21 protein-coding genes are annotated in these 22,562 nt (G+C 48.2%); 8 read left to right on the plus strand and 13 right to left on the minus strand.

Annotation, left to right across the window (positions count from 1 at the left end; genetic code table 11):
* Positions 1-773 precede the first annotated feature (773 nt).
* From POREN0001_RS07010 to POREN0001_RS07065, 12 genes are all read right to left on the minus strand, one after another.
* Positions 774-1,055, minus strand: a complete 282-nt coding sequence (locus POREN0001_RS07010; protein ID WP_262501044.1) for an HU family DNA-binding protein — start codon at positions 1,053-1,055, stop codon at positions 774-776.
* 227 nt (positions 1,056-1,282) lie between these two features.
* Positions 1,283-2,212, minus strand: coding sequence for a tRNA (adenosine(37)-N6)-dimethylallyltransferase MiaA (gene miaA / locus POREN0001_RS07015; RefSeq protein ID WP_169307835.1), 930 nt, complete (start codon positions 2,210-2,212; stop codon positions 1,283-1,285).
* Positions 2,193-2,735, minus strand: a complete 543-nt coding sequence (locus POREN0001_RS07020; RefSeq protein ID WP_004334617.1) for an IS1096 element passenger TnpR family protein — start codon at positions 2,733-2,735, stop codon at positions 2,193-2,195. The genes miaA and POREN0001_RS07020 overlap by 20 nt, the downstream gene beginning before the upstream one ends.
* A gap of 8 nt (positions 2,736-2,743) precedes the next feature.
* Positions 2,744-3,301 carry a GTP cyclohydrolase I FolE gene (gene folE / locus POREN0001_RS07025; RefSeq protein ID WP_040581283.1) on the minus strand — a complete coding sequence of 186 codons (558 nt, stop codon included), beginning with the start codon at positions 3,299-3,301 and terminating at the stop codon, positions 2,744-2,746.
* A gap of 44 nt (positions 3,302-3,345) precedes the next feature.
* A complete protein-coding gene (locus POREN0001_RS07030; protein WP_169307836.1) occupies positions 3,346-3,840 on the minus strand; it encodes an SPOR domain-containing protein in 495 nt (164 codons plus the stop codon).
* Between the two features lie 122 nt (positions 3,841-3,962).
* Entirely contained in the window at positions 3,963-4,724 is a 762-nt protein-coding gene (gene tpiA, locus POREN0001_RS07035) for a triose-phosphate isomerase (protein ID WP_004334456.1), read from the minus strand.
* A 40-nt stretch (positions 4,725-4,764) separates the two neighbouring features.
* Complete coding sequence (locus POREN0001_RS07040) at positions 4,765-6,042, minus strand: BT_3928 family protein (protein ID WP_004334445.1); 1,278 nt, start codon at positions 6,040-6,042, stop codon at positions 4,765-4,767.
* On the minus strand, positions 6,039-6,590 hold the full coding sequence (locus POREN0001_RS07045; protein WP_004334604.1) for a DUF1599 domain-containing protein: 552 nt from the start codon (positions 6,588-6,590) through the stop codon (positions 6,039-6,041). The genes POREN0001_RS07040 and POREN0001_RS07045 overlap by 4 nt, the downstream gene beginning before the upstream one ends.
* A gap of 32 nt (positions 6,591-6,622) precedes the next feature.
* Positions 6,623-9,103, minus strand: a complete 2,481-nt coding sequence (gene lon / locus POREN0001_RS07050) for an endopeptidase La (RefSeq protein WP_004334607.1) — start codon at positions 9,101-9,103, stop codon at positions 6,623-6,625.
* 181 nt (positions 9,104-9,284) lie between these two features.
* Entirely contained in the window at positions 9,285-9,839 is a 555-nt protein-coding gene (locus POREN0001_RS07055) for a nitroreductase family protein (protein WP_004334458.1), read from the minus strand.
* A 14-nt stretch (positions 9,840-9,853) separates the two neighbouring features.
* Positions 9,854-10,456, minus strand: a complete 603-nt coding sequence (locus POREN0001_RS07060; protein ID WP_004334450.1) for a riboflavin synthase — start codon at positions 10,454-10,456, stop codon at positions 9,854-9,856.
* A 239-nt stretch (positions 10,457-10,695) separates the two neighbouring features.
* Positions 10,696-11,010: a winged helix-turn-helix transcriptional regulator gene (locus tag POREN0001_RS07065; RefSeq protein ID WP_004334513.1), complete on the minus strand. Its 315-nt coding sequence runs from the start codon at positions 11,008-11,010 to the stop codon at positions 10,696-10,698.
* Between the two features lie 130 nt (positions 11,011-11,140).
* Here POREN0001_RS07065 and POREN0001_RS07070 point away from each other — a divergent pair, with 130 nt between their 5' ends.
* The gene (locus tag POREN0001_RS07070; protein ID WP_004334444.1) at positions 11,141-11,545 is read left to right on the plus strand and encodes a nuclear transport factor 2 family protein; all 405 of its coding nucleotides are present in this window, start codon (positions 11,141-11,143) and stop codon (positions 11,543-11,545) included.
* Positions 11,546-11,590: 45 nt separating this feature from the next.
* Here POREN0001_RS07070 and POREN0001_RS07075 read toward each other — a convergent pair whose 3' ends face one another.
* Positions 11,591-11,836: a site-specific integrase gene (locus POREN0001_RS07075; RefSeq protein ID WP_052296702.1), complete on the minus strand. Its 246-nt coding sequence runs from the start codon at positions 11,834-11,836 to the stop codon at positions 11,591-11,593.
* A gap of 389 nt (positions 11,837-12,225) precedes the next feature.
* Between POREN0001_RS07075 and cysS the strand changes: the two genes are divergently transcribed.
* From cysS to POREN0001_RS07110, 7 genes are read left to right on the plus strand one after another with little or no spacing between them, the layout of a single operon-like run.
* Positions 12,226-13,701, plus strand: a complete 1,476-nt coding sequence (gene cysS, locus POREN0001_RS07080; RefSeq protein ID WP_004334543.1) for a cysteine--tRNA ligase — start codon at positions 12,226-12,228, stop codon at positions 13,699-13,701.
* Between the two features lie 43 nt (positions 13,702-13,744).
* Positions 13,745-14,785, plus strand: coding sequence for a glycosyltransferase (locus POREN0001_RS07085; protein ID WP_004334569.1), 1,041 nt, complete (start codon positions 13,745-13,747; stop codon positions 14,783-14,785).
* 3 nt (positions 14,786-14,788) lie between these two features.
* Positions 14,789-17,329: a glycosyltransferase family protein gene (locus POREN0001_RS07090; protein ID WP_004334507.1), complete on the plus strand. Its 2,541-nt coding sequence runs from the start codon at positions 14,789-14,791 to the stop codon at positions 17,327-17,329.
* A 29-nt stretch (positions 17,330-17,358) separates the two neighbouring features.
* Positions 17,359-19,044: a tetratricopeptide repeat protein gene (locus POREN0001_RS07095; RefSeq protein WP_004334481.1), complete on the plus strand. Its 1,686-nt coding sequence runs from the start codon at positions 17,359-17,361 to the stop codon at positions 19,042-19,044.
* Positions 19,041-19,601, plus strand: a complete 561-nt coding sequence (locus tag POREN0001_RS07100; protein WP_004334525.1) for an isochorismatase family protein — start codon at positions 19,041-19,043, stop codon at positions 19,599-19,601. Before POREN0001_RS07095 ends, POREN0001_RS07100 begins: the two co-directional genes overlap by 4 nt.
* A gap of 15 nt (positions 19,602-19,616) precedes the next feature.
* A complete protein-coding gene (locus POREN0001_RS07105; RefSeq protein WP_004334466.1) occupies positions 19,617-20,462 on the plus strand; it encodes a cation efflux transmembrane domain-containing protein in 846 nt (281 codons plus the stop codon).
* Positions 20,463-20,505: 43 nt separating this feature from the next.
* Positions 20,506-22,551 (plus strand): M3 family metallopeptidase, encoded by a 2,046-nt coding sequence (locus tag POREN0001_RS07110; RefSeq protein WP_004334549.1) that lies wholly within the window; start codon positions 20,506-20,508, stop codon positions 22,549-22,551.
* Positions 22,552-22,562 lie beyond the last annotated feature (11 nt).

Below are 22,562 nucleotides of genomic sequence, written 5' to 3' on the forward strand. Positions count from 1 at the left end.
GCAGATTCCAGATTCCATGTATTTTCCAGTTGTAAGTACAATGCTTAGATAAACAAAAACCACCCTGGGGCTAGCCCTAGGGTGGTTGAAGTCGAAAAGTTTATATTTGCGTTGTTATGAAAAAATACAACTCCCTTTCTTATCCCCAGATATCTCCAAAGTGCAGAGTTAATAGGAAAAGGGGGTATTCGCCATAGGTAGAAAATCGGAAAGAGAAAAAAGGGGTTCCGTTGCGGGGCATGGTGCTCGGGAATTACACGAAAGCCGAATTTGTGGAGCATCTAGGGCTTTGTAAGGTTTGGGGCTAAACGAAAATATTTCTTAGGCAGTACTCCACCCTCTTATTGCCCTAAAAATAAAAAGAAATCAGCCTACACGGCAGATCAAAATAGGCCAAAAGGGGAAAGAAAATCAGGGAGAAAAGATTTTGGATCTGCCATCCTCCTGATAAACGTGAAGTCCCGGACAAGAAAGTTCCCAATGAGGGTTCTATCAAAGAGAGGCTTAGAAGCTCAAAAACAGCCCTTTCTTCGCCCCCTTAATATCAGTAAGAGAAAGGTAAAAATAATGAGCGAAAATTGACATTTCCCTCAGCAAACAATCACACCCCATCCCGCTCATCTAAAAAAAGAAAACACCCCGAGGCAAATAGCTATTGCCTCGGGGTGTCTCTATAAAAAGAGAAGTTTTCTTCAATTGCCTTGGTAGCGGACTACACGACTTTTGGGGTTCCTCAAATCAATTCGTAGCTGCGAAAGGCAACGAAACAACTTTTACTTAAGATCAAGATTAGCACCCGGCTTAAAATGTACTACCTTGCGAGCAGCAATCTTGATAGTTTCTCCTGTGCGAGGATTCTTTCCTTCACGAGCCTTTCTCTGAGAAACAGAGAATGTACCAAAGCCCACGAGAGGAAGTCTATCCCCCTTTTCCATCGTTTCTTTTACAACTTCAGTAAAAGCGTTGACAGCTCTTTGAGCATCAGCCTTAGTAAGGCCGGCCTTTTCTGCAACAGCAGCGATAAATTCAGTCTTGTTCATTGTCTTCGTATTAATCTTATTCTGTATTTCAATCTTTATCTCCCCTACCTCTTTGGCTAAATTACCCTGTACAAAAGAGAGTTACAGAGTCCTTCAGTCCAAAAGAAGAGAAGACTACTCTCGCCCCCAAAAGTACTAATAAATATGATTCACACCACCTTTTCCATGGAAATATTTGTCTAAAAACAGCAATTTGCCCCTAAATAGACTTTTACAATCCCCATCAAAGGGATTTTCTAGGACTAAAAAGGTAGAAGGGTAAGGATATCAGCAAGAGAAGACATAGAAGCATCCACTCGATGATAGTCGTGCTGTTTCTTAAACCACGTCATCTGTTTTCTTGCATATATACGCGTATTGCGCTGTATTTTATGGATAGCTTCGTCGAGGGAAATTGTCCCATCAAAATAGCAAAATAGCTCCTTATAGCCGATTGTGTTTAGAGCATTTAAGGCTCGATGAGGGTAGACGGCTCGAGCTTCGTCTAGCCAACCTTGTGCGATCATCTGCTCTGTACGAGCATTGATCCGTTGGTATAACTCTTCCCGAGGAGAGGTCAATTCAAAGGGGATAATGGTAAAGGGACGCTCTTTGCTCGTATTGGTTCGGAAAGAAGATAGGGGTTGCCCCGTAGTGCGGAAGACCTCCAATCCATGAATTACCCGTTTGGGATTACAGCGGTCTACTATGTGATAATACTCAGGATCCACAAGTAATAGCTCCCGGAGCATACCCTCCAAACCCTCTGCAGCGTAGCGTTCGTTGAGCTCTTCTCTAATGGCACCATCTACATCCGGCATATTGTCTATACCCTGAGTAATAGCGCTAATATAGAGCATTGACCCACCCACCAAAATAACTATGGGATGCGCCTTGAGAAGGTCTTGAATAAGGGGAATAACTTCACTCTCGTAGCGCGCCGCATTGTAGGGATCATGTATAGTAGCATTCCCCACCATATAGTGTGGGATAGCGGCTCGCTCCTCCATAGAGGGAGCCGCGGTGCCAATAGGTAACTCCCGATAGATCTGCCGAGAGTCTACAGATACAATGGGAGCGGAAAAGTGATGTGCCAGAGCAAGAGAGAGACGCGTCTTACCAACGCCCGTAGGGCCCGCCAAAAGCAGGACGTGCCCCCTCTTTGTGGCAGTATCAGTAGTCCGGATTATCACTATAGAAATCGCTATCGTCGAAAGAGGCGTCTTCACCAAAATCCTCTTCGTCCTCATCACAAGAGAAGTCTTCAAAAGAAGATTCATCTAGCGGATTTTCGAAGAGAAGAGCATCCATCTCGGCGTCAGACAGAATCGGGCTGGGGGCATTCCCATTGCTCTTCACAACCTTAGCCTCCTCATCACATGAGGGAGAAGTCCCCACGTACTTGACAAAGAAACAACGCTCCGTAAGAGTATCGAAGATATAGACAAGCTGCCGGTCTTCCTGATTTATTACCTCACCGAGTGATGTAGTCTGCATGCTACTCGGCTCCTCTTCGGAGGTCGAATCGTTGGTAATCTCTTGCAGCACGTTGTAATCCTCGTCACACAACATAAAGGAGGTAAAGAGGTTGGAGGGATAGTCCACAGCCTGCAAGATCAGCTGATGAAGATCAAACAAAGTTGCCGATTCGGGGATCTCTAGAAGGCGCTCGAAGTCCTCTATTTCAGGAGAAAGGAGAAGTAGTCTAAAAGCCATCTCTACTATTAATTGCGACGAATTCGAATAAGATTCATAAACTCTTCTCGAGTGCTAGCCTCTTCAAAAGCTCCCGTAAAGTCACTCGTTGTAGTAAGCGAATTTTGCTTCTCTACCCCACGCATTTGCATACACATGTGCTGCGCCTCTATAACCACGATAGTACCAAGCGGATTGAGAGTGGCTTGTATGCAATCTTTTATTTGCGTAGTAAGGCGCTCCTGCACCTGCAAACGACGAGCAAAGACATCCACGACACGAGGGATCTTGCTGAGTCCCGTTATATATTTATTGGGGATATAACCAACATGAGCCTTGCCAAAGAAAGGCAGCATATGATGCTCACACATGGAAAAGAAGTCAATATCTTTTACAATCACCATCTGCCGATATTCCTCACGGAACATGGCAGAGCGCAATATCTCCTCGGGGTCTTCTCGGTATCCTTTAGTAAGGAATCGGAGAGACTTTGCTACCCGTTCGGGTGTTTTAATCAAACCTTCTCGGTCGGGATCTTCGCCGATCAGTTCAAGGATACGACGCTGAAGATTTTTCATCTCAGCCATCTCTTCGGGAGAGAGCTGAGGATCAAATGTAGATTGTCTGTTCACTAGTTTGAAACTCTAATGTTGTCTCGTACAATGTATAGCTCCGGAGCAATAGCAGGGATCGCTCTCTTGAGATCTTGCATAGCCTTCTGAGCCTCTTCTCGGGTTCTGAAGTCGCCTACCGATAAGCGCCAAAAGGGTGACTTGTAGGTTACATAGCAACCCAATGCAGGATTGGCAGCATTTACAACCTTAGCTCGGCGGTAGGCTTCTTCTTTCGATTTTGCAAGATTGCCCGTATAGGCTTGTATGCGGAATCCCTGCTGAGTGTGGACTCCACTTCTCTCGCCCTCTGAGTGTCGGGCTTGCTTTTGATGTACTAGACCAACTTGGTTTTTGATGTCTTCGGGCTGAGTAATATCAATTGTTCCCTGCCCTTCTCGTTGGGCAGAAAGAGCCTCAAAAATACCGTTAGCACCATGGCTCAAAGATTCTTTTTCTGTCTGAGCATATCCTTGGATACAAGATACTAAGGAGATGAATAGCACTAGTGCCATACCCCTAAAGAGGGTACGGCCACTAGTTGTATTTGAGATCGAATAACGAACCATCTTACATTGTATTTATTGGGAGAAAAGCGACTCTTCCCGCCCTACTGCCGGAGAGGGGAGAGTATGTATTATTTATCAAAAGCCCGGATGATGGGGAGGAATGTATCTGCGGCAAGAGCAGCACCTCCAATCAAACCGCCATCTACGTCGGGGTTGGCAAAAAGCTCCTTTGCATTAGAAGCCTTACAGCTACCACCGTAGAGGATTGAACAATTATCGGCTACCTCTTGACCATACTTTGAGGCAACAAAAGAGCGGATACGAGCGTGCATCTCTTGAGCTTGTTCGGGAGTTGCCGTACGACCGGTACCGATAGCCCAAACAGGTTCGTAAGCAAGGATTAACTTAGAGAAGTCCTCTGATGAGAGATGGAATAGAGCTTCTTTGATCTGCTTTTCAACCACATCAAAATGGCGATCTGCATCCCGATCCTCAAGCTGTTCCCCAACACAGAAGATGGGTGTAAGCCCTTCTGCAAGAGCCAAATTAACCTTTGTTGCGAGAGTTTCGCTATCCTCGTGGTAGTAAGCACGACGCTCAGAGTGGCCTATAATTACGTAACGAACACCACTAGCCGATAGCATGGGGGCAGCTACTTCTCCCGTATAAGCTCCACTTGTATGATCGGCACAATTTTGAGCGCCTATACCTATTATGGATTGGTCTACACGCTCAACCATAGGTACAAGATGCAAGAAGGGAGGTGCAACAATAACACGACAATTCGGACGCTGTTCCTTCAGCTCCTTTTGGAGAGTTTCTACTAGTTCGAGACCTTCGGCAACGCTCTTATTCATTTTCCAATTGCCTGCTACAATTTTTGTTCTCATAATGGTGTTGTACGTATTTTAGGTAAAACAATATTCTTTGCTATGCTGAGGGGGGAATAGGTAGTGTGCGAGACTTGGTAATCTCACGACGCGTAGAAGTAATGATCAAGGAGACAAGGGTATATAAAAACCAAATAATCAAAAGAAGGGAACGCAGTAAATACCCCTCGTGACGTACCCCTTGTGCATATGTATTCTCGAGCAATGCACCCATTTCTTCCCTACTACTGGGGAGGTCGTGTCCATTCATCTTTCGATAGATCACGCCATCCTTTATAAAGATGATAGAAGGCACCCCTCGTGCCATTGTCTTGATGGTTGTGGCATCAAGGAATAGGCACTCATAAGAAGCTCCGGTGCTCTCTCTCCAATCCCTTTCTTCTTCAAGCGTAGAGCTAGAGAGGGCATACAACGTAGCAGAACGCTCCTCAACGGCTTCCTGTAAGAGGTTTAGTTCCTGCCCCAATGACCTTGAAACCTTCTCCCAATTAGGAGTGGTTATAAAGATAACTTCTCCCTCGCCGGCAAGTACATCGTTCGTGACATCTTCAGTCCCGGAGAAGAGAATAAAGTCCGTGATAGGAGGTGTATAGCCTTTGGATATAAGCTTGTCGTGCCTATCTACATAGCTCCAAGAGCTATCGGGGAGATTGTCCATATCAAACGTTTTTTGCACCCCATCCTTTTCGTAGATAAACTCATAGGCGTACTCATCTTGAGGAGCATCCTCGGGCACAAGCACCAAGGAGCGAAGATTTTCTCCCACCTTATAGGGGCGGAAGTCAAGCATCGGGAGGTGCCTATAATTAGCAAAAGTAAAAACCAGAATACCCAATAAGGCAAACAAACTAGGGATCCATACCGCCTTGTATGTAAAGGCTCCGGATATCTGTTTCGAACCCAAAAGGAAGACAAGAGCCGCAGAGAAGAGGACTACATTCTTCTCAAAGGTTTGCCAGTTCGTTAGCTTAAAAGCATCCCCAAAACAGCCGCAATCTGCAACCGGATTGTAGAGGGCAAGGTAGAGTGTAAGCAGCGTCATAAAGCCCATAAGCAACACCGTTCCCCAGGCTGCGAGTTTGCGCCACACCCCCATAAGAAGCAATGCCCCCAACATGAATTCGAGGGTGGAGAGAGCAATAGCAACAGGCATTGCAAAGGAGGTCATAAAGGGCATTTGGAAGGAGGTAAAATACTCTCCCACCTTGATACCTGCCCCCACAGGATCTATTGCCTTTACCACCCCCGAAAAAAGGAAGGTAAGGGCGAGAAGGTATCTTGCGACCTCTATCAGAATATGTTTTGTAGCTGATTTCATTCTACCATGAGCCTTATGAGGGCGAAGATAGCATAATTTACTATATCCATATAATTCGCCTCAATGCCTTCGGATACCAGCGTAGCTCCATTATTATCCTCAATCTGTTTGGTACGTAATACCTTAGACAAAATCATATCGGTAAAGGAGGTCGTACGCATGGAACGCCAGGCCTCTCCATAATCATGGTTTTTGTCCATCATGAGACGGAAAGTGCGCTGGGCAACCGCATCGTAGAGGCGCAAAGCATCCTCCACCTCGAGATCGACGCTATCAGCTTCTCCCAGCTCTAACTGTATCTGTCCCATAATGGCGTAATTGACAAGCCCGATAAACTCAGGAATAATCCCCTCGTCCACCCTAGCCTCACCCGTTCTCTCAATGCTACGGATACGCATCACCTTGATATACAATTGATCCGTAAGCGACTCGTGACGGAGGATACGCCATGCCACTCCGTAGTCTTGTAACTTTTTGCTGTAGAGTGTACGGCATACGTTAAGCACCTCTTGGTACTGACGAGTGGTAAGGTCTACATCTTGTATCATAACTAGGAATGGTTGTATGAGTTAGGACTAAATCATTTCTGTTTCTTTCCCTTGGGCAACAAAGCAAAGTCTAGGACTTGGCGTATATCATCCACGTAGTGGAATGTTATCCCCTTGGTGTATATCTCGTTAATCTCGTCGATGTCTTTTTTATTTTCCGACGAGAGTACAATATCGGTAATGCCGGCACGCTTAGCGGCGAGGATCTTTTCCTTCACACCACCCACGGGCAATACCTTCCCACGTAGGGTAATCTCCCCGGTCATGGCAATGCGCTCCCGTACAAGACGCTGAGTAAATGCCGAAACAATAGAGGTGACCATCGTGATACCTGCCGAGGGACCATCTTTGGGGATTGCCCCTTCGGGCACGTGGATATGCAACTCATTGCTGGCAAATAGCTCCGGGTCAATATCCAACTCCGCAGCATGCGCCCGTGTGTAGTTAAGGGCTATAATGGCGGACTCCTTCATTACATCGCCAAGATTTCCCGTAAGGGTGGGACGACTATCCTTCCCCTTATGCAGACTCGACTCTATAAAAAGAATCTCTCCACCCACACGCGTCCATGCAAGCCCGGTTACCACACCAACATACTTATTACCTTGGTACATATCGCGAGAGAAAGGCGCAGGGCCGAGATACTCTTTGAGTTCACTCTCTTTGATAGAGACATTGTAAGGCTCCTCTGCAACTACCTTTTTTGCAATTTTACGCATGGCAGCGGCAAGTTGCTTCTCAAGCGCACGCACACCACTCTCACGAGTATATTGCTCGATGATCTTCTCTAGAAGGCGATTACTAAACTTGGCTTGCGTCTTCTTCAATCCATGCTCCTCTAGTTGGTGAGGCACGAGGTGTCGCTTAGCAATCTCTATCTTCTCTTCGGTAATATATCCGGATAGTTCTAGCAATTCCATTCTATCCAAAAGAGGGCGAGAGATGGTGCTAAGAGTATTTGCCGTAGCTATAAACAAGACATTGCTGAGGTCGAAGTCTAGGTCAATATAGTTGTCGTGGAATGTATTGTTCTGCTCGGGGTCTAACACCTCTAAGAGGGCAGCCGAGGGATCTCCCTTGTAATCGCTGCTAACCTTATCTATCTCGTCAAGCACGATCACCGGATTCGCAGTTCCTGCCTTCTTGACGGCTTGGATAATACGCCCCGGCATAGCCCCTATATAGGTACGTCTGTGGCCTCGTATCTCAGCCTCGTCGTGTACCCCACCAAGGGAGATACGTACATATTTCCTCCCCAAACTCTCGGCAATACTCTTACCTAAAGAAGTTTTCCCTACTCCGGGAGGACCCCAGAGGCAAAGGATGGGAGACTTCATATTTTTCTTTAAACGAAGCACAGCCAAATGCTCTATGATGCGCTCCTTTATTTTCTCAAGACCAAAGTGATCTCGATCTAGTATTTTTTGCGCCTGAACGAGATCGAAATGATCTTCGGAGTACTCGTTCCAGGGGAGCTCCAGCAACGTCTGTAAGTATTGGTACTGAACGGCATAGTCGGGGCTCTGCGGATTATAGTTATCGAGTTTGCGTAGCTCCTTTGCAAAAACTTGGGCCGTCTCCTCGCTCCACTTCTTATCTTTTGCCGCCTCTATCAGCTCGTAGAAGGGAGAGTCCATTGCGTCTCCGCCCCCCAATTCTTGCTGCATGGCACTAATCTGCTGCTGCAAAAAGAAATCCTTTTGGTTGCGATCTATAGCCTTGCGAGCCGTTCTACGAATGTCTTCTCGAATAGAAAGGAACTGACTCTCTTTGTCAAGAATCTCAAAGATACGCTCCCCCCTTGCCTTGATAGACCTTAGCTCGAGTAGCTCCTGCTTAACGTAGGGAGTGAGCGATGAGCTCTGAACGGCAAAATTGATGATGAACTGCAGATCATTGCTATCCTTTAGGTTTTTGAAAATCTCCTTGGATAGGTTATCGAATGCCTTAGATACATTCTTTTGCGAAGCGACAAGGATATTATCTACAAGCCCCATCAGATAGACATTCTCCCTTTCATTGCTAGAAGCAAGCGCCTCTTGGTAACTATTTACCTCTGCAAAGGAGAAGGGCGATTGGCTATTTATCGTATGGATACGTACTCGTCTCAAACCCAAAACTATGGTTTGAGTACTATCTTCGTCCATGGCAATGACGCGCACAAGACGGCATAGCACGCCCACTTTGTAGCAAAACTTGTCGTATTCGTGCTCTTCGTGCCCCTTTACATCGGGGGTAGTAGCGGTTGCGATAAAGTAACCATCGCCATCATGCAGGTGCTTAAGCAAAGCCTGCTCGCGTGGAGTGGAAAACTCCATCGGCATAGTCACGTGTGGAAACATCACGGCCCCACGCAATGGAAGAAAGGGTAAAGGCTCTGAAAGGACCTTGGTATTGTGGGCATCTTCCAAAAACTCTTCCATGATTTGGTACGGGAGAGGGAATGGAATCGTTATTGTTGATAAAAAGTCGAAATAGCTCGACCAGTGCAGAAGGTTATCTTCTTTTTTCATGCTTTGTCAGTACAATCTCTATCTCTATAATAGGATGTAATAAATAATCGTTTGTCTCTTTTGTAAGGGGAATGCGCCACTGTAGAATACCTCTAAAAGGAGGGGCAGAGGATAAAACCCTGAGGTCTGTATCTACAAAAACATTCTCTAAAATGATTTGTTCACCGGATACTCTAAAGCCCTACCACCCATTATAGTGAATGCAATCTTCGGGCTTCTTTCTCTTCTTAGGACGCTTGGAGTCTAGGGAGTACCCTACGGAGATATCAAAGAGCACCTTTTTAGTCTTTGGGATACCCAACACCTTTGCCACCTTGCGCCCATTAAGCCACCCCACAATACAAGACCCAAGCCCCTCAGCCTCCACGGCGAGCACCAAGTGCGCAATGAGAATGCCAAGATCGTAGGGCACATAATTGATGTCGCGAAACGTCTTCCCCATTGTCGCGGCTAAGGCTCCGGGTCTATCACCTATGATCAGGATATGAACAGGAGCCTGGAGTAGAAATTTATTCTGACCCAACATCCCCGAACGCGCCGCCGAAGCTACCTTCTGAGACAAGTCCGGAGTATCTACTACCACAATCTGCCAAGGTTGCTGATTGGTAGCTGAGGGAGCAAGAAGAGCATTCTCTACAATACGCTGTAGCACCTCTCGAGGGATAGTGCGCGTCGTATCGTAGTGCCGGTCGCTCTGCCTTGAGCGAAATAGATCATAAAGCGCCTGAGCATCCATGTAGAGACTCGCCTTTAGTCAAAGTTTTTTAGCTTGGCAAGATACTTGCCAATGATGTCGAACTCAAGGTTTACCACACTCCCCTTTTCTATACGGCAGAAGTTGGTATGCTCTAGAGTATAGGGGATAATGGCCACTTCGAAACTCGTATCGGTGGAGTTACATACGGTCAGGCTCACACCATTGACGCACACAGACCCCTTTTCTACCGTAGTGTATCCCTTACGAGCCATCTCTTTGGGGACGCTATACTCGAAGCGGAAGTAATGGCTACCATTGGCTTCGCGGCGGTCGACACAGCGAGCCGTACAATCTACATGCCCCTGCACGATATGCCCATCGAGGCGGCTATCCAGCAACATGCTACGCTCTACATTCACGAGGTCACCCTCATGCAAAAGACCTAAGTTTGAGCGATCCAACGTTTCTCGGATAGCTGTTACCGTATAATTATTCCCCTCAAGGGCAACTACCGTGAGACAAACTCCGTTATGCGCTACACTCTGATCGATAGTCAGAGCCTCCTTAAAAGGAGAAGTGAGTGTAAGGTGGATATTGTCTCCATCTTGACGAATATTTTTGACCTGGGCAGTGCCCTCTACGATTCCTGAAAACATACGATTAGTCTCTATATAATCTACTTATTCAAGTACAAAGGTAACGAATCTGGCGCAATGCCATCCGGATTCACTTTAACAAAGAGGCTCCGCCACGAGGACAATCATGCACAACGCCTCTTTACTTACGCCCCCTCCTTGAGAGAAGCCCCCCTACCCAAAAATCCTCTTATCCGGGAGGCGGACAAATCTCAGGCCTATTTTTTCTCAGGAGGTTCACAGAAAAAGTAATTGACGGATTATAAATTCTCTATGCCAAACTTGGCTATCTCATCTATAATCGGCAGTACTTTCTCCCCTAATGGTGTAAGGGAGTATTCCACTCTTGGAGGGACTTCGGCATACTGCTTCTTTTTAATCAGCCCTTTAGCACACAGGAATTTCAACTCGTCAATAAGCATCTTCTCACTGATGCCGGGGATAGCACGTTTGAGTTCTCCGTAACGGATTATTCTTCGGTTGATTTGAAAAATAATGAGCAGTGTCCATTTACCAGCAAAAATCTGCATTGACTTTCGTACGGGACATTCTGTATCTGAAATTTTCCTTTCCATATAAAACTTTTCTTATTGACAATCAGCATTTCTAACAATATAGTATGTATCATACAATATTGTATGTACTTGTTATTTGTAGTGCGAAGGTATAACTTTGCAGTGATTTAGACAATTAAAATACCGATTTATGGAAAAGAAAACAGAAAAAGTGAGCCAGTTCTATGCAGCTTTGGCACAAGGTGATTTTGAAACGGTGGGAGCATTGCTCTCCGATGATTTGGTATGGCATCAGCCGGGAAAGGGTGCATTATCGGGCATCTACAATGGTAAGCAGAGTGTCTTTACCCATTTGGGAAAGATGGCTCAATTAAGTAATGGGACATTCGCTATTGACCAAGTGGATTACGTAACGGAAAATGGAGATTTAGTTGTGGCTGCAATTGGATTCGCAGTGTCGGCAAGTGGGCATTCGATGGAAATGAAAGGAGTAGACCTTTTCCGCTTTGAGAATGGTTTAATAAAAGAAGTTTGGCTCTTCTCCGAGCGAATTGACGAAGAAGACCGTTTTTGGACAGCTCTAGCACAAGGCTGATTGTTTATCAAACTCACTAAAGACAGACAGTAAGACGCATTTATCTTACTGCCTGTTCTCATATTCAGTTGTACCATCCGCCTTTGTTATAACACACAAGAGTCTGTCCAGGTATCTTGGAAAAGTTTCGATGGCCACGCCATTGATCAAGCAGACTTCCGTCGCCATAGTATGGTGGCTGGTATGCCATGTAACCTCCTTTTCAACACCGCAATACCCGATGATTTTCTTGATGTTTTTACAAGCAGTAATATACCTCGGAATGGGCAGAAGGAAATTGTCTTTCGCCATACCATCGTACTCTTCTCGATAATCTACTTCAGAATATCCAAAGGCGTGATGTTGGACCCTACACCTATTTTATCCCTTGGTCATAAGCCAGAAAAATTCCGGGAATCAGCCAGTTTTCCCTCCCCTTTCTAGCCAAAACTTTTTGAAAAATCAGCCTGTTTTACACCTCTATTCTGCCCAAGAAAAAGAAAAATTCCAGCCAACGATTTTCCGCGCTCTACACGCAGGCTGTAAAGTGTACAGAGATAGAGGGGGGCTCCCGAGGTCATCCTCTCCCCCTTTGCCGGCTGATAACGAAGCAGATCCTGCCCACAAAGAGAATGGAGGGTTGCTGGGTATTCGTTACCTTTGTGACTAGAATTGTAATATACTTAAGCGAAAGAAATAGAATGGAACACCCTTTTTACCTCTACAATACACTCTCACGCAAGAAGGAACAATTTATCCCGGTGGCTGCTCCCCATGTAGGCATGTACGTTTGCGGCCCTACGGTATACGGAGATGCACATCTCGGTCATGCTCGCCCTGCCATTACCTTTGATATACTATACCGCTACCTAACGCACCTTGGCTACAAAGTGCGCTATGTACGCAACATCACAGACGTGGGGCACCTCGAAGCCGATGCCGACGATGGCGAAGATAAGGTGGCAAAAAAAGCTCGTCTAGAGCAACTTGAGCCTATGGAGGTGGTGCAATTTTACCTTACTCGCTACCGCCATGCCATGGAGGCTCTCAATGTGCTCCCCCCAAGCATTGAGCCAATGGCAAGTGGTCATATCATCGAACAAATCCGATTGGTAGAGGAGATCCTCAAAGCCGGATATGCCTACGAGAGCAAAGGCTCTGTCTACTTCGATGTGGAAAAGTTTAACCGAGAAAAAGGGTACGGAAAGCTCAGCGGACGTAACATTGAAGACATGCTCTCCAACACCCGTACGCTAGATGGGCAAGACGAAAAGCGGAACCCCTTGGATTTTGCTCTCTGGAAGTGTGCCAAGCCTGAGCACCTGATGCACTGGCCAAGCCCTTGGAGCGAAGGATTCCCCGGCTGGCACTGCGAATGTACAGCCATGGGGCGTAAGTACCTAGGAGACCTATTCGACATACACGGGGGAGGGATGGATCTCGTATTCCCCCACCACGAGTGCGAGATAGCCCAAGCCGAAGCCGCTATGGGGCACGAGCTGGTACGCTACTGGATGCACAATAATATGATCACCATTGAGGGTAAAAAGATGGGCAAAAGCTATGGCAACTTTATCACGCTCGACGAGTTTTTTGCCGGTAGTCACCCCAAGCTTACAGAGGCTTATTCGCCCATGACCATTCGCTTCTTTATCCTAGGGGCACACTACAGAGGAACGGTAGACTTTAGCAACGAAGCTCTACAAGCAGCTCGCAAAGGGCTGATGCGTTTGCTCGATGCGAATGCCCTTCTTGATAAACTCACCCCCGGGGCAACAAGCACTTTTGATCCAAAGGAAATCGAGAAGTCGGCTCAAGAGGCGATGAACGACGACCTAAATACCCCCATCGTGATAGCAACCCTCTTCGACGCAGCCACCAAGATTAACCGACTACGCAACGGAGAAGAGAGCCTTACCCAAGACGACCTCGCAGAACTTAAGCGCGTATTCCGTCTCTACCTCTTCGATATACTCGGGCTGCAAGATGAGCGCGAATCCTCGTCTTCGGGGGCAGAAGCCTACAAGGGAGCTATGGACCTCCTGATGGAAATCCGCAAGACAGCCAAAGACAATAAAGACTGGGCAACAAGCGATAAGATACGCGACCGCCTTGCCGAACTAGGGTTCATCGTAAAGGACACCAAACAGGGGGCTGAGTGGTCTCTCGGGGAGTAAATATCCCCACCTCGGACTAGAAGCAACATACGCAAGAGGTGCTATGGAGGATTTTTTACTCTCGATAGTTGTACCGGTCTACAATCGCCCCGACGAGATTGAGGAGCTACTAGCCTCTCTCGTTGGGCAGAAACCTTTCTGTTATGAGGTTATTATTGTGGAAGATGGATCGGCTATTCCTTGTAAAGAGGTGGTAGAGCGTTACGAGGGTGCATTCCCTGTTCAATATATTGCCATCTCCAACGGCGGACCTTCCAATGCCCGCAATGTGGGAAGCTCCCAAGCCCAAGGGCGTTACCTTGTGATACTAGACTCGGATGTTGTCCTCCCCCCGGATTACATCAAAAACGTTGTAGCGGCTATCAACTACTACGATGGCATAGGCAAGCCTTTGGATGCCTTCGGAGGGCCCGATGCTGCCCACGAGCATTTCTCCAGTGTACAAAAAGCTATCAACTATTCGATGACAAGTTTCCTAACAACCGGGGGAATACGTGGGGGGAAACGCCGAGTCAGTCACTACTTCCCTCGGAGCTTCAATCTCGGTTGTAGGCGAGCTCTCTACCAAGAGGTACACGGCTTCGATACCGGCATGCGCTTTGGCGAGGACCTCGACTTTAGTATGCGACTCCATGAGCGCGGAGCCCATGTACGTCTAGTAGAAGATGCCAAGGTGTACCACAAGCGGCGTGTGGACTTTCGCAAGTTCTTCCGCCAAGTATTCAATAGTGGCATAGCTCGTATTCACCTAAGCAAGAGGCATCCCAATAGCCTAAGGCTAATTCATTTGCTTCCCTCCATAGCTACCCTAGGGATTGTCGCCCTGTTGCTTTTGGGGCTTATCCTCCTACCCTTATTGGGAGCTTGGGCTACTCTTGCCTGGTTACCCATCCTGTTACTTGCTCTACTCTTCTTTGTAGACGCCCTTCTCAAGACCCATTCTTTCACCATCGCCCTACTTGCCATCAGGGCTTCGTTTACCCAGATAATTGGCTACGGCTCGGGGCTTCTTATTGCCGCTTGGCGTTGCGTAGTGCTCCGCCGCCCCGAATTCTCTGCCTTCAATCAAACATTTTACAAATAAACTATGGCTCTCTCACTACCCCATTGGCTTCGTAAAGCCCTCCCCTACATAGGTATTATACTGCTTTTTGCGGCTATTACCTTTGTCTATTTCGCCCCTGCCAATCTAGAGGGAAGAGGGCTTTTCCAACAAGACATTGCAGGAGCCTCGGGCACCGCCCAAGACGTACGAGACTTTGAGGCGGCCACCGGAGAGCATTCCTACTGGACCAATAGTCTCTTTGGGGGAATGCCTATGTACCAAATAGCCCCCTCGTACCCCTCCACACGCCCCTGGATGAATCTGGAGAAACTATATGGTTTGAGGGCATTCTTGGGTAGCCTAGGGTGGCTTCTCTTTGCCCTAATGGTCGGTTTTTTCATCTTCCTAAAATCGTTGCGAGTTCGCAACCTTCTTGCTGCCATTGGGGGGATAATGTGGGCATTCTCCAGCTACTTTGTAATCCTAATTGCCGCCGGGCATATTTGGAAGCTCACCGCCCTAGCCTATATCCCACCCACTATCGCAGGTCTTGTTTGGATATACAGAGGCAAGTGGCTCTCAGGGGGTGTTACGATGGCTTTCTTTACGGCGATGCAAATCCTCGCCAACCACGTACAAATGACCTATTACTTCCTGTTCGTTATGGCAGCACTGGTCATAGCGTGGGGTGTAGAGGCAATACGCACGAAAAAGATGGCTCATTTTGCCAAATCTACTGCCGTAGCTCTTATTGCCGGACTAGTAGGTGTGGCTATCAACGCAACCAACCTATACCATACTTATAGGTATGCCAAACAGACGATGCGTGGGGGTAGCGAATTGACCATCCCCGACCCCACGGCTCCGCAAGGCTCATCGTCACAAGCCAACCCGGAAGGTTTGGAACGAGAGTACATCACGCAATGGAGCTATGGCATAGGAGAGACGATGACCCTACTCGTGCCCAACGTGCGAGGAGGAGCCTCCGAGGCTATCGGCAGCAAACCTGCAAGACTATCGAAAGTAAGACCGGAATATCGGGAGGTAATAGCCGGGGCATCTTCCTACTGGGGTGAGCAACCTTTCACCTCCGGGCCCGTGTACGTAGGAGCCTTCGTGCTTTGCCTTTTCCTCTTAGGGTGTTTTATCGTAAAAGGCCCCGTCAAATGGGCGCTCCTTGCAACTACCCTCCTCTCCATTCTCCTCTCGTGGGGCAAAAACTTTATGGGATTGACCGATCTTTTCATCGACTACTTCCCCTTGTACAACAACTTCCGCGCAGTCTCCTCTATATTGGTCATTGCGGAGCTTACCATTCCCACACTTGCCATTCTTGCCCTAGTAGAAGTAATTCGCGCCCCTCAGGAGGTCATCAAGAATCGCCTCGCCCTTGGCATTTCTCTAGGGATACCTCTCGTTATTTGCCTCATCTACGCCTTAGCCCCCGGCCTACTGGTAAGTTTCTTATCTCATGCCGAGCAGGAGCAACTATCCGCTCTCGTTTTGCAAAACCCCGAGTATGTAGGACTTCGAGACGCCCTTGTGTCGGTACGTAGTTCTATGCTGCAAGCTGATGCTTGGAGGTCTCTTCTTTTTATCGTGCTATCGGGAGGCACCCTACTTGTCTACTGCCGAGGAAAACTCAAAGCACTCCCTGCATTTGCCCTCATAGGTGTACTCTCCCTTGTGGACTTGTGGATGGTAGACAAACGCTACCTCAACGACGGCATGTTCCGCCCCCAAAGGGAGGTCAGCGCCATGGCTGCGCCCAAGACGCCTGCGGATGAGACAATCCTAGCGGACAAGACCTCCGGATTCCGAGTTTGGAACCAATCTGTCAATACCTTCAACGATGCCACAACCAGCCGATGGCACCACAGCATTGGAGGGTATCATGCTGCCAAACTACAGCGTTATCAAGACCTGATAACGCACCAATTAACGCCCCAGAGGGCGGGGCAATACGATGCCTCTGCTATCAACATAGAGGTAGTAAACATGCTCAATACACGCTATGTGATACAGCCAACTCCGCAGGGACAGCCTCAGGCGATACTCAACCCCAATGCGTATGGAGCGGCTTGGTTTGCACAAAAGGTAGAGATCGTGCCCGATGCCAATAGCGAGATGCAAGCACTCCGCAAGGTAGACCTTCGCACTACGGCGGTGGTAGATGAGCGGTTTGCTAGCGACGTTTTGCGCTCCCTCCCAACACAGCAAACAGATAGCACGGCCTCTATTTCGATTGTTAGTTATACCCCAAAAGAGATTGTTTATAAGACTCAAAACAAGGGAACGGCCCTTGCTGTCTGCTCCGAAATCTACTATCCCGAGGGGTGGCATGCCACAATCGATGATAAAGAAACAGAGATCCTGCGAGCGGACTATGTATTGCGCGCAGTCATTGTCCCCGGCGGAGAGCATACTCTGCGCTTCACCTTCTCGCCTAGGAGTATCTCCACACTCGAAGCCATTGCTTGGTCAGCAAGCATACTTCTTTTACTCATGGCTTTACTCTCAATTGTGCTCCCTATCGTCCGTCGTAAGAGAGCCGAGTCTACCCCCACTTCGCTACAATCCTAAATAGAATAATCCCTATAATCGCTCTAAAAATGATCCGTTGTCAATCTTTTTTCCACCTTGCAGTTGGACTTTCTTCCGTAGTCCTTATTTCGTCGTGCGCTGCTAAGCTAAAACCTCTAGCCTCAGAGCATATTACCGCAGACCCACGCCCTCTAGAGTTAGTGGGTACAGAAGTGCCTGCTTCCTTCACAATTAATATTCCCTCTAAGTGGATGAATAAGAATGCACAGGTCAGCTTCGTGCCCGTACTGCGCTACAAAGGAGGAGAGAGCTGGGGAGCAACCTATACCATACAGGGCGAGAATGTACGAGATAATAACTCCGTCGTCCCTTACGAAGCCGGTGGTACTACCCACTTCTCTACTCGCTTTGCCTACACTCCTCGCATGCAAGAGAGTGACCTCTATCTCTCTTTTAGAGCTACGATAAAGGGCAAACAGGTAACACTACCCGATGTAAAAGTAGGAGAGGGAGTACTCTCTACGGTAACGCTTGCCGGGCTATCGGGCTGTACTCCTGTAATTGCCCCCGATGCCTTCCAAAGGATAATCAAAGATCGCTACGATGCCGATATTCTCTTCTTAATACAGCAGGCCAATGTACGCTCCTCTGAGCTAAAAAAGCAGGAAGTAAGCGACCTACGAGAGCTCATCGAGAATGCACACGAAGCACCCAATCAGCGTGTATCTGTAGAGGTACAAGCCTATGCCTCCCCCGATGGTGGGCTCGCGCTTAACGAAAGGCTATCGGCTCAGCGCGAGAAAAACACCAGCGAAGCATTGCATCGTGCTCTAGCTCGTGACATCCAAATAGCGGCACACTACACCGCCGAAGACTGGGAGGGATTCCGCACCTTTGTAGAGCAAAGCAACATTCAGGACAAAGACCTTATCCTGCGCGTCCTCTCTATGTATACCGACCCCGAGGAACGTGAGCGCGAAATCCGCAACATCAGTCTCGTGTTTAGTCAGCTTGCCCAAGATATTTTGCCCAAGCTGCGTCGCTCTCGTGTATCGGCACTCGTAGAAACTATCGGCAAGAGCGACTTAGAAATTGCCGAGCTAGCTCAGACAACACCCCAAAAACTGACCATCGAAGAGCTTCTCTACGCCGCGGCTATCGCTAAAACCGACAAAGAAAAAGAGCAGATCTACCAAAAGGCTACCGGGCTATACCCCAAAGATGCACGAGCCTATAACAATATAGCCGCCCTACAAATCTTGCAAGGGAAGACAAGTGAAGCTAAAACCTGGCTAGAGCGGAGCCAATCGGTAAACGACACCCCCGAGGCTCGTCTCAATCTTGCCCTTCTTGCCCTAGAAGAGGGTAAGACATCGGAGGCAGAAGAGCTCATCGGGCAATCGTTGCAAAGCGACAACGGCGAAGTTCTCGCTCTACTCTACCTCAAGCAAGGGAAGTACGAACAAGCTCTCAAGGCGTTTGGCTCTACCAAAAGCAACAACGCTGCCATTGCGCAATTGCTCAATCGCCAGTACGATAGTGCTATGGAAAGCCTAAACAACGTAGTACGCACCAATGCCATTACAGACTATCTGAAAGCCATTGTTGCCGCACGGATGCAAGACGACCGCAGTGCTATCAACTTCCTCTCAGAAGCTATCAGAAGAGATCCCTCTCTACGCTCTCGAGCCATCTTAGACAAAGAGTTCGCGTCGCTTATCAATAACGAAAGATTTGTTCAGCTCCTCAAATGAAAAATCCCATCACGTTGGTAGTCATCGACCCTCAAGTCGATTTCGTAAGCGGGTCACTTGCCGTCTCTAGTGCGCATGAGGCAATGAGCTATCTTGCCCAATGGGGGCTGGAGCACATTGAGGAGATAGAGAGTGTCGTTTTCACGAGCGACCAACACCCTTTTGACCATTGTAGTTTTACGTCTCAAGGCGGAGTTTGGCCCTCCCACTGCGTGCGTTATACCGAGGGAGCTGCCATCACACCGGAGCTACTCCCTCTGGTGCACGAAGTGTATCGGCGTCATATCCCTTTCTGCATGGTAGAGAAAGCGACAACGCCGGAGCGAGATAGTTATAGCGCATTCCCCGAGTCCGTTCCCCCTGCTATCGAAAGGGCACAAGAGATTGTCCTTGCCGGTATCGCAGGGAATTATTGTGTTTTACAGAGTTTGCAAGATCTCATTCGTCACGGTTATACTTCACGTATTACACTTCTCTCCGCTGGTATCGCGCATATTGACGACGGCACCACCCTACGGCAATTCATTGCCACACAACCTCGACTCCGTACTTGTTAGATCTCCATAAAAATCATGAGACAGACTATTTATCGAGTAGATGCTATGGATTGCCCCTGTGAGGAGCAGTTAATCCGCATGAAACTGGCCGGTATAGAGGGAATCCACTTGATGCAATTTGATCTTGAGAAGCGAGAGGTAACCCTCTACCACGAAACCGAAGAGGGGCGTATCACCACAGCACTGGATACCCTCCGGCTGGGGAGTCATCTCCTATCTTCAACAGAATCAACCACCATACCTAACACCATGGTCCCCCATGAGGCTGCTTGCAGTTGCTCTTGTGTGGAGGGGAATGAAACGAAGGAAAAAACGGAACGAAGAGCTCTTTGGTTCGTTCTGATCATTAACTTCGGGTGCTTCCTTCTCGAAAGCATTACGGGATATATCGGAGAATCCATGGGCTTGCTGGCTGATGGTATGGATATGCTTGCCGATAGCGTTGTCTACACGCTAGCCCTTCTTGCCGTGGGAACATCCGCACAAAGGCAAAGGCGGGTAGCAGGTATTGCCGGAGGCATACAACTCATACTGGCCCTTTGGGGGATCTATGAAGTTACCATGCGAGTTATCCATTTTAGTGGAATCCCCTCTATGTGGCTGATGATTGGCATTTCACTCATAGCTCTCACGGGCAATACGGTTTCACTCCTCATCCTAAATCATTCTAATCGCAAGGGTGCTCATATGGAAGCCTCTCGGATCTTTACCTCTGCCGACATACTTGTGAATATCGGTGTCATAGCCTCTGCCGTATGCGTTACTCTCACGCACTCTCCCTACCCTGATCTGATTATCGGGATACTCATATTCTTACTTGTGCTACGCTCAGCATGGCGCATCTTCCGTCTTGCTTGTTAGAACCGTTGGGAAAGAACAAGAAATATCTAAAGGATAACAAACAATGAAAGCCTCTTCAACAGCCCAAACAATCTTAGATCAACTCTTTGTAAACCCCTCAACACCCTATGGAGCCTTCCCCTTTGATCGGATTAAGGATGAGCACTTTGCACCCACCTTTCGGGCTGCCATCGCTCAGTATCGAGCGGAACTGGCCGCCATTATAGAGAACCCCGATCCTCCCACTTTTGCCAATACAATTGTAGCACTGGAGGAGATGGGGTCGGCCTTGGATGCTGTAGAAGGCGTCTTCTTCAACCTACTCCATGCCAATAGCAATGCTCAACTGATGGCTCTTGCCGAAGAGCTTTCGCCCGAACTTACGGCTCTGGGCAACGACACGAGCCTTTCGCCCGAATTGTTTGAGCGGATTCGCATTGTCTATGAACAGCGAGAATCCCTCAATTTAGACGAAGCAGATCGGCGTCTTCTAGAGAATTGCTATGATGGCTTTACCCGACAAGGCGCATTGCTCCCCCCGGAGAAGAAAGAGATTTTGCGCACGCTGCGCGAGGAGTTAAGCCTTGCCACGCTCACCTTTGGCAACCACGTTATTAAGGAGGAGAACGCCTTTTCGCTTTATATCGACCAAGCGGATGCCGTAGCTCCCCTCCCCCAAGCCATACGAGAGAAAACCGCCTCTGCTGCCCTAGAGAAAGGACACAAAGGCGGGTATCTCTTTGACCTATCCTTCCCCTGCTACACGGCTATCATGAAGTTTTGTCCCGACCCTAATATCCGGCAACAAATGTACCTAGCCAAGGCTACTCTTTGCTGCCATGGAGGGGAAACGGACAACCGAGCTATAACCCAAAAGATCGTCAATCATCGTCTACAGATAGCCCAACTCCTCGGCTACAAAAGCTATGCGGACTATGCTCTAGAGAAGCGAATGCTCAACACCCCTGAGCAGGTAATGCAACTCCTTACCGACCTACGGGAGTCTTACAAGCCCACGGGAGTAAAAGAGATGGAGGCTATCGAACGACTCAAAGGTGCCCCCTTGGAGCCATGGGACGTCATGTATTACATTGAGCAATATCGGGAGCAACATTATGCCTTTAGTCAGGAGGAACTCCGCCCCTACTTCCCTCTCCATCGTGTGATAGAGGGTGTTTTTGGCTTAGCCTCTCGCTTGTACGATATTTCATTTATCCCTACCAAAGAACTCGCTATCTACCACCCCGATGTACTTCCCTACCGAGTGCAAGACAATAAAACAAAACAACTACTCGGACTTTTGTACCTCGACTTCTTCCCTCGCGAAGGCAAAAGAAGTGGTGCGTGGATGAACAATCTCAAAGAGCAACGGGGCGAGCGACGCCCTCACATCCTGCTTGTGATGAACTTCACTCAGGCTACCAAAGACCTCCCCTCGCTCCTATCACCCAACGAAGTCAATACCTTCTTGCACGAGTTTGGGCATGGGCTGCATGGGCTCCTTACCCAAAGCAAATACACCTCCCTCAGTGGAACCAATGTAACGCGCGACTTCGTAGAGCTACCCAGTCAGCTCATGGAAAATTGGCTTTTACAGCCTGAGTTTGTCAAGACTTTTGCCCTACACTTCCAAACGAATCAGCCTCTACCGGAGGAACTCTTGGGCAAGATGATCGAAGCCGAAGGCTATCCCGCAGGATACAATACCCTACGCCAACTTTCGTTTGGGCTCCTCGATATGGCCTACCACACCCTAGAGGCACCTCTACCCGAGGGGTGCGACCTAGAGCAATTTGAGCGCGACGCCACGGCCTCGGTACGCATTGTGCCCCCGGCTCCCAAGGGCTGTATGGGCTCGACCTCCTTTGGGCATCTCTTCTCGGGAGGCTATGCGGCAGGGTACTATGGCTACAAATGGAGCGAAGTACTCGATGCCGATGCCTTCTCCCTATTCCAAGAAAAAGGGATATTCAACCCAGAGGTGGCTCACGCCTTCCGCACCCATATTTTAGAAAAGGGCGACCTACGAGAGGCCATGGAGCTATATGTAGCTTTCCGTGGACGCAAACCCGAGATCAATGCTCTCCTCAAGCGAGATCATATCCTATAAATAGATTAAAA

Source organism: Porphyromonas endodontalis ATCC 35406 (genome assembly GCF_000174815.1).
Taxonomy (GTDB): Bacteria; Bacteroidota; Bacteroidia; order Bacteroidales; family Porphyromonadaceae; genus Porphyromonas; species Porphyromonas endodontalis.